Origin of the sequence: Xanthomonas sp. SHU 166, assembly GCF_000364685.1 — a bacterium.
GTDB classification, from domain to species: Bacteria; Pseudomonadota; Gammaproteobacteria; order Xanthomonadales; family Xanthomonadaceae; genus Xanthomonas_A; species Xanthomonas_A sontii.
Window position 1 is genome coordinate 1 of the sequence record NZ_AQOJ01000165.1, and the last position, 9232, is coordinate 9232.

7 protein-coding genes are annotated in these 9232 nt (G+C 67.8%); 6 read left to right on the top strand and 1 reads right to left on the bottom strand.

The genetic code is table 11. The annotated features are described in order from the left end of the window. From D180_RS06100 to D180_RS06115, 4 genes are all read left to right on the top strand, one after another. Positions 1 to 318, top strand: a 318-nt coding sequence (locus tag D180_RS06100) for a hypothetical protein (RefSeq protein WP_043090554.1), incomplete at its 5' end; no start/stop codon positions are given. Between the two features lie 30 nt (positions 319 to 348). After that, on the top strand, positions 349 to 1002 hold the full coding sequence (locus tag D180_RS06105; protein WP_017907605.1) for a TetR/AcrR family transcriptional regulator: 654 nt from the start codon (positions 349 to 351) through the stop codon (positions 1000 to 1002). After that, the gene (locus tag D180_RS06110; RefSeq protein ID WP_017907604.1) at positions 999 to 2282 is read left to right on the top strand and encodes an efflux RND transporter periplasmic adaptor subunit; all 1284 of its coding nucleotides are present in this window, start codon (positions 999 to 1001) and stop codon (positions 2280 to 2282) included. The genes D180_RS06105 and D180_RS06110 overlap by 4 nt, the downstream gene beginning before the upstream one ends. Positions 2283 to 2294: 12 nt before the next feature. After that, positions 2295 to 5468, top strand: a complete 3174-nt coding sequence (locus D180_RS06115; RefSeq protein WP_017912093.1) for a multidrug efflux RND transporter permease subunit — start codon at positions 2295 to 2297, stop codon at positions 5466 to 5468. A gap of 364 nt (positions 5469 to 5832) precedes the next feature. Here the strand turns inward: D180_RS06115 and D180_RS06120 are convergent, their stop codons facing one another. Beyond that, positions 5833 to 6981, bottom strand: coding sequence for an acyl-CoA dehydrogenase family protein (locus tag D180_RS06120; RefSeq protein WP_017907602.1), 1149 nt, complete (start codon positions 6979 to 6981; stop codon positions 5833 to 5835). 126 nt (positions 6982 to 7107) lie between these two features. Between D180_RS06120 and D180_RS06125 the strand changes: the two genes are divergently transcribed. Both D180_RS06125 and D180_RS06130 read left to right on the top strand, forming a co-directional pair. Next, the gene (locus tag D180_RS06125) at positions 7108 to 8109 is read left to right on the top strand and encodes a metalloregulator ArsR/SmtB family transcription factor (protein WP_017912095.1); all 1002 of its coding nucleotides are present in this window, start codon (positions 7108 to 7110) and stop codon (positions 8107 to 8109) included. Continuing rightward, a partial coding sequence (locus D180_RS06130) for a homocysteine S-methyltransferase family protein (protein WP_051064782.1) occupies positions 8106 to 9232 on the top strand: 1127 nt, incomplete at its 3' end. The genes D180_RS06125 and D180_RS06130, both read left to right, overlap by 4 nt.

Consider the following 9232-nt stretch of genomic DNA (forward strand, 5'->3'; position numbering starts at 1 on the left):
GCCTTGGTCTTGGCAGGCGCCTTGGCCGGCTTGGTGGCGGACGGGGTCGCGGAGGTGCGGGTGGCGGCCGAAGATTTGGAACGGGAAGCGGCGTGTTTGGGTTTCATGACGGAGAGCAGCAACGATGCTCGATGGGAAAGCCGGAATTGTACCGGTGCTCCGTTCAACTACCTTGCTGCATCGCAAACCAATGGAGCGGCCGCGGCGACGCGCCAGATCGCGCAAAGCGACCGCAACACCATCATCACGCGGCGGTCACCATGCTTTGCCGGCCACGCTGTTGTCAGCAAGAACACCCCTGTGTCAAGGCTGTTCTAATTCTAAACTGGACGGTATAGTCCACAATCGATGAGCACTCCCCTCGCCTCCGCCGCACAGCGCCAGGCGCGCGACCAGCGCGTGTACGCTGCCGTGCGCGAATTGCTGGCCGAGGAAGGCATGGGCCTGAGCATGGATGCAGTGGCGGCACGTGCCGGCTGCTCCAAGCAGACCCTGTACAGCCGCTACCGCAGCAAGCAGGGCCTGCTGCGGCGGGCGATGCAGGATCACCTGGACCTGGCCACCGCGCACCTGGAGCCGGTGCAGGACGACCTGCGCGGCAGCCTGCTGCGTTTCGCCTGCGAGTACCTGGAACAGCTGTCGGAACCGCGTGTGCTGCAGAGTTGCCAGCTGATCGCCGCCGAGTCGCGGCACTTCCCCGAAGAAGCGCGCGCCATGTTCCGCGACAGCGCAGGCGCGCTGATGCAGCGCCTGAGCGAGCGCCTGCGCGGCGCCATGGCGCGCGGCCAGCTCCGGCATGACGATCCGCACTTCATGGCCGAGCTGCTGTTGAGCATGATCGTCGGCATGGATTTCGAGCGTCAGCGCTTTCACAGCGCGCATCGCGGCGACGCCGCCGCGCAGCGCGCCTGGGCCGAGTTCGCCGTGGACGGCTTCTTGCGCGCGTTCGCCGCCGCCCCTTTCCTTCCTTCTACAAAACCAGACCGGAGTACCACCCGATGACCTCCCCGTTGCGTTCTCTCGCCCTGGCCTGCGCCGTCGTGGTGGTGTTGGCGTCCTGCAAGAAACAGGAGCAGCAGCAGGCCATGCCGCCGCCGGAAGTGGGCGTGCTGCAGGCGCAGCCGCAGACCGTGCCGCTTGAGCGCGAACTGGTCGGCCGCCTGTCCGCGTTCCGCAGCGCCGACGTGCGCGCCCGCGTGCCCGGCGTGCTGGAAAAGCGCCTGTACACCGAAGGCACCGACGTCAAGGAAGGCCAGCCGCTGTTCCAGATCGACCCGGCGCCGCTGCGTGCGACCCTGGCCTCGGCGCAGGGCCAGCTGGCCGCGGCCGAAGCCACCTACGCCAACGCCAAGGCCGCCGCCGCCCGCGCGCGCAGCCTGGCGCCGCAGGCCTACGTGTCCAAGTCCGACCTGGACAATGCCGAGGCCACCGAACGCAGCTCCGCCGCGTCGGTGCAGCAGGCCCGTGCGGCGGTGGAAACCGCGCGCATCAACCTCGGCTACGCCACCGTCACTGCGCCGATCGCCGGCCGCGCCGGCAAGCAGCAGGTCACCGAGGGCGCGCTGGTCGGCCAGGGCGACAGCACGCTGCTGACCACGATCGACCAGCTGGACCCGCTGTACGTCAACTTCTCGATGAGTTCCGACGAGCTGGCGCAGCTGCGCCAGGCGCAGACCGAAGGCAACGTCGCCCTCAACGCCGAGGACAAGTCCACCGTGCAGATCAAGCTCGGCGACGGCAGCACCTATGCGCATGCCGGCACCCTGGACTTCTCCGGCGCGGCGGTCGACCCGAGCACCGGCTCGGTGACGCTGCGCGCGCTGCTGCCCAATCCGGACCGGGTGCTGCTGCCCGGCGCCTTCGTCAGCTTCTCGGCCAACCTGGGCCAGCGCAAGGACGTGTACCTGATCCCGCAGGCGGCCGTGCTGCGCGACGCCAAGGGCGCCTATGCGCTGGTCGTCGGCAAGGACAGCAAGGTGGTACGCAAGGACCTGACCACGGTCGGCCAGCAGGGCGACAAGTGGATCGTCAGCGGCGGCCTGCAGAACGGCGACCAGGTCGTGGTCAGCGGCCTGCCCAAGGTCAAGGAAGGCGCACCGGCCGTGGCCAAGCCCTGGGATCCGAATGCCGCCGCCCAGGGCCAGGGCCCGGGTGCCGGCGCAGCGCCCGGCCAGGGTGCCCAGGGCGCCGCGGCGCCGGCCAAGGGCGCCGCCCCGGCGCAGGGCGCAGCGCACGGCGATGCGCCGAACGCCGCCTCGCCTTCCGACCAGCCGAAGCAGTAACGGACTCCCCCCATGCCTAAGTTCTTCATCGAACACCCGGTCTTCGCCTGGGTGGTGGCGATCCTGATCTCGCTCAGCGGCGTGATCGCCATCCTCAATCTCGGCGTCGAGTCGTATCCCTCGATCGCCCCACCCCAGGTCACCGTCAACGCCACCTATCCCGGCGCCAGCGCCAGCACCACCGAACGCTCGGTTACCCAGGTCATCGAGCAGCAGCTGACCGGCATCGACCACCTGCTGTACTTCAGCTCGTCGTCGTCCTCCAGCGGCAGCGCCACCATCACCCTGACCTTCGAGACCGGCACCGACCCGGACATCGCCCAGGTGCAGGTGCAGAACAAGGTGTCGCTGGCGACCCCGCGTCTGCCCTCTGAAGTGACCGCGCAGGGCGTGGTGGTGGCCAAGGCCAACGCCGGCTTCCTCAGCGTGATCGCGCTGCGTTCGGACAACCCGTCGATCGACCGCGACGCGCTCAACGACATCGTCGGGTCGCGGGTGCTGGAACAGATCTCGCGCGTGCCCGGCGTCGGCAGCACCCAGCAGTTCGGTGCCGAGTACGCCATGGACATCTGGTTGAACCCGGAGAAGCTGCAGGGTTACCACATGTCCGCCAGCGACGTGTACAACGCGATCCGCGCGCAGAACGTGCAGTTCGCCGCCGGCTCGCTCGGTTCGGATCCTGCGCCGCAGGGCCAGTCGTTCACCGCCACGGTCAGCGCCGAGGGCCGCTTCACCTCGCCCGAGCAGTTCGAGAACATCATCCTGCGCGCCGACGGCAACGGCACCGTGGTGCGGCTGAAGGACGTCGCCCGGGTCGCGTTCGGCCCGACCAACTTCGGCTTCGATACCCAGTACAACGGCAAGCCGACCGGCGCCTTCGCCATCCAGCTGCTGCCGGGCGCCAATGCGCTGAGCGTGTCCGAGGCGGTCAAGGCCAAGATGGACGAGCTGCAGCCCAGCTTCCCGCAGGGCGTCACCTGGTTCACGCCGTACGAAAGCACCACCTTCGTCAAGATCTCGATCGAGGAAGTGGTCAAGACCCTGGCCGAGGCGATCGTGCTGGTGTTCCTGGTGATGCTGGTTTTCCTGCAGAACTTCCGCGCCACCATCATCCCCACCCTGGTCATCCCGGTGGCGCTGCTGGGCACCTTCCTGGGCATGTGGGCGATCGGCTTCACCATCAACCAGCTGACCCTGTTCGCGATGGTGCTGGCGATCGGCATCGTGGTCGACGACGCGATCGTGGTGATCGAGAACGTCGAACGCATCATGTCCGAGGAGCACCTGGCGCCGAAGGCGGCCACGCACAAGGCGATGACCCAGATCACCGGCGCGGTGGTGGCCATCACCGTGGTGCTGGCGGCGGTGTTCATTCCGTCGGCGATGCAGCCCGGCGCGGCCGGCGCGATCTACAAGCAGTTCGCGATCACCATTGCCATGTCGATGGCGTTCTCCGCCTTCCTGGCGCTGAGCTTCACCCCGGCGCTGTGTGCGGCATTCCTCAAGCCCACCCACAACGACAACCCGAACTGGGTCTACCGCACCTTCAACAAGTACTACGACAAGCTGGCGCACCGCTACGTCGGCGCGGTGGGCAACACCATCCGCCGCGCGCCGCGCTGGATGGCGGTGTTCGCCCTGCTGGTGGTGCTGTGCGGCTTCCTGTTCACGCGCATGCCGGGCAGCTTCCTGCCGGAAGAGGACCAGGGCTTCGCGCTGGCGATCGTGCAGCTGCCGCCGGGTGCGACCAAGACCCGCACCAACGAGGTGTTCGCGCAGATGCGCGGCGTGCTGCAGCAGCAGAAGGCGGTCGAAGGCATGCTGCAGGTGGCCGGCTTCAGCTTCCTGGGCCGCGGCGAGAACGTGGGCATGGGCTTCATCCGGCTCAAGCCCTGGGACGAGCGCGACATCGCCGCCGGCGACCTGATCCAGCAGTTGAACGGGATGTTCTACGGCATCAAGGACGCGCAGATCTTCGTGGTCAACCTGCCCACGGTGAACGGCCTGGGCCAGTTCGGCGGCTTCGACATGTGGCTGCAGGACCGCAGCGGCCAGGGCGAGGAAGCCCTGCTGCAGGCACGCAACATCGTGCTCGGCAAGGCCGCGCAGCGCCAGGACACCCTGGCCGGCGTGCGTCCGAACGGCCTGGAGAACTCGCCGCAGCTGCAGTTGAAGGTGGACCGCGTGCAGGCGCAGTCGATGGGCCTGTCGGTCAACGACATCTACCAGTCGATCCAGCTGATGCTGGCGCCGGTGTACGTCAACGACTTCTTCTACGAAGGCCGCATCAAGCGCGTCAACATGCAGGCCGACGCGCCGTTCCGCACCGGTCCGGAGTCGCTGCGCAACTTCTACGTGCCCAGCAGCACCGCCTCCGATAGCAGCGGCCTGCCGCAGATGATTCCGCTGAGCACGGTGGTGAGCTCGGACTGGATCTACAGCTCGCCGTCGCTGAGCCGCTACAACGGCTACTCGGCGATCAACATCGTCGGCAACCCGGCGCCGGGCGGCAGTTCCGGCCAGGCGATGAGCGCGATGGAGGACATCGTCAACAACGACCTGCCGCCGGGCTTCGGCTTCGACTGGAGCGGCATGTCGTACCAGGAAATCATCGCCGGCAACACCGCCACGCTGCTGCTGGTGCTGTCGATCGTGGTGGTGTTCCTGTGCCTGGCGGCGCTGTACGAAAGCTGGTCGATCCCGGTGTCGGTGCTGCTGGTGGTGCCGATCGGCGTGCTCGGCGCGGTGGCGTTCTCGCTGCTGCGTGGCCTGCCCAACGACATCTACTTCAAGATCGGCCTGATCACGGTGATCGGCCTGGCCGCCAAGAACGCGATCCTGATCGTCGAGTTCGCGGTGGAGCAGCGGGCGATGGGCAAGACCCTGCGCGAGGCCGCGGCCGAGGCGGCGCACCTGCGTTTCCGCCCGATCCTGATGACCTCGTTCGCCTTCATCCTCGGCGTGCTGCCGATGGCGATCTCCACCGGCGCCGGCGCCAACGCCCGCCACGCCATCGGTACCGGCGTGATCGGCGGCATGCTGTTCGCCACCGTACTGGGCGTGCTGTTCATCCCGCTGTTCTTCGTGATGGTTCGGCGCATGCTCGGCGACAAGCTGGACGAGCCGTCGAAGGAGTTCATGCAGATGCAGGAAGCCGGCCTGGCGCGGCATCAGCCGGATCGCTGAGGCGCCGGGATGAGCAGCCATTCGGCTGCTGAAAAGCCAGGGATTCGGGAGTGGGGATTCGTGAATCCTCCTCTCGGACTTGATCCTTCCGCCTTGTAGAGGCAAACAAAGAGCGGCCGCAAGGCCGCTTTTTGTTGTCCGGGAATCTGGTCGGGAAGCGCGACCCAACACCCCATGCAGGCGGAGCGCTCCTTGAAGGCTGAGCGCTCCTTGTGGGAGGGACTTCAGTCCCGACGCGTTGCAGCCCGAACCTCACTCATCCCTTTTCCACAAAAAGAAAAAGCGGCCTTGCGGCCGCTTCTCCTGATGCCTCAACCGATTCGGGAACCGGCCAATCCCCAATCCCGACTCCCGAATCCCGGCCTCACCGCAACCCCGTCTCGTTGCGGGCGATCACCAGGCGCTGGATCTCGCTGGTGCCTTCGTAGATCTCGGTGATCTTGGCATCGCGGAAGTAACGCTCCAGCGGCATCTCCTTGGAATAGCCCATGCCGCCGTGGATCTGCACCGCCTGGTGGGTGATCCACATCGCCGCCTCGGAGGCGGTCAGCTTGGCTACCGAGGCCTCGGTGGTGAAGCGCTGGCCCTGCCCCTTCAGCCAGGCCGCGCGCAAGGTCAGCAGCAGCGCCGCGTCCAGCTTGCACTTCATGTCGGCGATCTTGGCCTGGGTCATCTGGAACGCGCCGATCGGCGAACCGAACGCCTTGCGCTCCTTCACGTACTCCAGGGTGGCTTCGTAGGCGGCGCGGGCCAGGCCGATCGCCTGCGAGGCGATGCCGATGCGGCCGGCGTCGAGCACGCTCATCGCGATCTTGAAGCCCTCGCCCGGCGTGCCCAGCACCTCGTCGGCGCTGGCCACGTAGTCCTGGAACTCGATCTCGCAGGTGGCCGAGGCACGGATGCCCAGCTTGGGCTCGGTCTTGCCGCGGTGGAAGCCGGGCTTGTCGGTGTCGACCACGAAGGCGGTGATGCCGCGCGCGCCCTTGTCCGGCTCGCTCATCGCGAACAGCACGATGTACTTGGCGACCGGGCCGGAGGTGATCCAGCTCTTCTTGCCGTTGATGACGAAGCTGCCGTCGTCCTGGCGCACCGCGCGGCACCGCATCGCGGTGGCGTCGGAGCCGGACTGCGGCTCGGTCAGCGCGAAGGCGCCGATCTCGCGACCTTCGGCGATGGCGCGCACATACTTCTGCTTCTGTTCCTCGTTGCCGTTCTTGAGGATGCCGGCGCAGAACAGCGAGTTGTTGACCGACATGATGGTCGAATGCGCCGCATCGCCAGCGGCGATCTCGACCATCGCCAGCACATAGGCGATCGGGTCCATGCCGGCGCCGCCGTACTCTTCCGGCACCTCGATGCCCATCAGCCCGTTCTCGCCCAGCAGGCGGATGTTCTCCAGCGGGAATTCGCCGGCACGGTCATGGTGCTCGGCGCTGGGGGCGATGCGCTCCTGGGCGATGCGCCGCGCCACGTCCTGGATCATCAATTGCTCTTCGGTAAAGCTGAAATCCACGTCGAACCCCTCCCGGGCATATTGGTCCGGCCATTGTAGCCGTGCCGACCATACGCCGGCGTGTGCAACTTGACCGGAACCGCCGCCCGGACCAAAATATCTCTATATCGCGATAGGAAGATATTTATGGATCTTGAGGACTGGTCGTCCCGGCTGAAGGTCTTCGCCGACGCCACCCGCGTGCGCCTGCTGGCACTGCTGGAACAGGAGGAGCTGACCGTGGCCGAGTTGTCGGCCATCACCCGCCTGGCGCAGCCGCGGGTCTCGACCCACCTGGCCAAGCTCAAGGAGGCCGGGCTGGTGCGCGACCGCCGCGCCGGCGTGTCGGCCTATTATCGCTTCGACGAGACCCTGCTGGACCCGGCCCAGCGCGCGCTGTGGCTGGCGCTGAGCACCGGCAGCGACGACCCGTTGCTGCGCCAGGACGCCGAGCGCGTGGCCGCGGTGCTGGCCAACCGCGCCGCCGACCAGAACTGGGCCGACTCGGTGGCCGGCGACATGGAGCGCCACTATTCGCCCGGCCGCACCTGGGAAGCGCTGGCACGCACCGCCCTGCCGCTGCTGGAGACCGGCGATGTACTCGACATCGCCTCCGGCGACGGCGTGCTGGCCGAACTGGTGGCGCCGCACGCACGCCGCTACGTCTGCATCGACACCAGCGCACGGGTGGTGGCCGCGGCCAGCGAACGCCTGCGCCGGCTCGGCAACGTGGAGGTGCGGGAGGGCGACATGCATGCCCTGCCCTTCACCGATGCCAGCTTCGACCTGGTGGTGATGATGCATGCCCTGACCTATGCGACCAAGCCGGCGCAGGCGGTCTGCGAATCGGCGCGGGTGCTGCGCCCGGGCGGCCGCTTGCTGCTGTGCAGCCTGGCGCGCCACGAGCACAAGGCCGCGGTGCAGGCCTACGGCCACGTCAACCTCGGCTTTTCGGCCAAGGAACTGCGCAAGTTCGTCGGCAAGGCCGGGCTCGAAGTCTCCAGCCTGGAAACCGTGACCCGCGAGAAGCGCCCGCCGCACTTCGAAGTGATTTCGTTGATTGCGGGGAAGCCGGGAATCGGGAGTGGGGAATCGGGAATCGAAAAAGCAACCGCCAAGGCCAAGGCGGCCGCAGGAGATGTCGCATGAGCGCCGTCGCTCCTCCCCCATTCCCCATTCCCCATTCCCCACTCTCTGCCTTCCAATGGCTCCACCCGCAGCGCGCCGAAGCGCTGCTGCAGGCCTTGTCCCAGCGCATCCTGATCATCGATGGGGCGATGGGCACGATGATCCAGCGCCATGGGCTGCAGGAGGCCGACTATCGCGGCGAGCGCTTCGCCGAGGGCTACGACGCGCAGGCCGGGCACGTGCACGGCCCTGGCTGCGACCACGCGCCGCAGGGCCACGACCTGAAGGGCAACAACGACCTGTTGCTGCTGACCCGGCCGGAGGTGATTGCCGAGATCCACCGCGCCTACCTCGATGCCGGCGCCGACCTGCTCGAGACCAATACCTTCAACGCGACGTCGATCAGCCAGGCCGACTACCACCTGCAACACCTGGTCTACGAACTCAACAAGGCCGGCGCGCAGGTCGCGCGCGCCTGCTGCGACGCGGTCGAAGCGCTGACGCCGGACAAGCCGCGGTTCGTGATCGGCGTGCTCGGCCCGACCAGCCGCACCGCCTCGATCAGCCCGGACGTCAACGACCCCGGCTTCCGCAACACCAGCTTCGACGAACTGCGCGCCACCTACCGCGAGGCCATCGACGGCCTGATCGACGGCGGCGCCGACACGCTGATGGTGGAGACCATCTTCGACACGCTCAACGCCAAGGCCGCGCTGTACGCGATCGAGGAAGTGTTCGACGCGCGCGGCGGGCGCCTGCCGGTGATGATCTCCGGCACCATCACCGACGCCTCCGGCCGCACCCTGTCCGGGCAGACCGCCGAGGCGTTCTACGCCTCGGTCGCGCACGGGCGGCCGCTGTCGGTGGGGCTGAACTGCGCGCTCGGCGCCAAGGACCTGCGGCCGCACGTGGAGACCCTGGCGCGGATCGCCGACGGCTACGTCAGCGCGCATCCCAACGCCGGCCTGCCCAACGCCTTCGGCGAATATGACGAGACCCCCGAGGAGATGGCGGCGACGCTGCGCGAGTTCGCCGAGTCCGGGCTGCTGAACCTGGTCGGCGGCTGCTGCGGCACCACCCCGGCGCACATCCGCGCCATCGCCGAGGCCGTGCGCGGGCTGCCGCCGCGCGTGCCGCTGGCGGC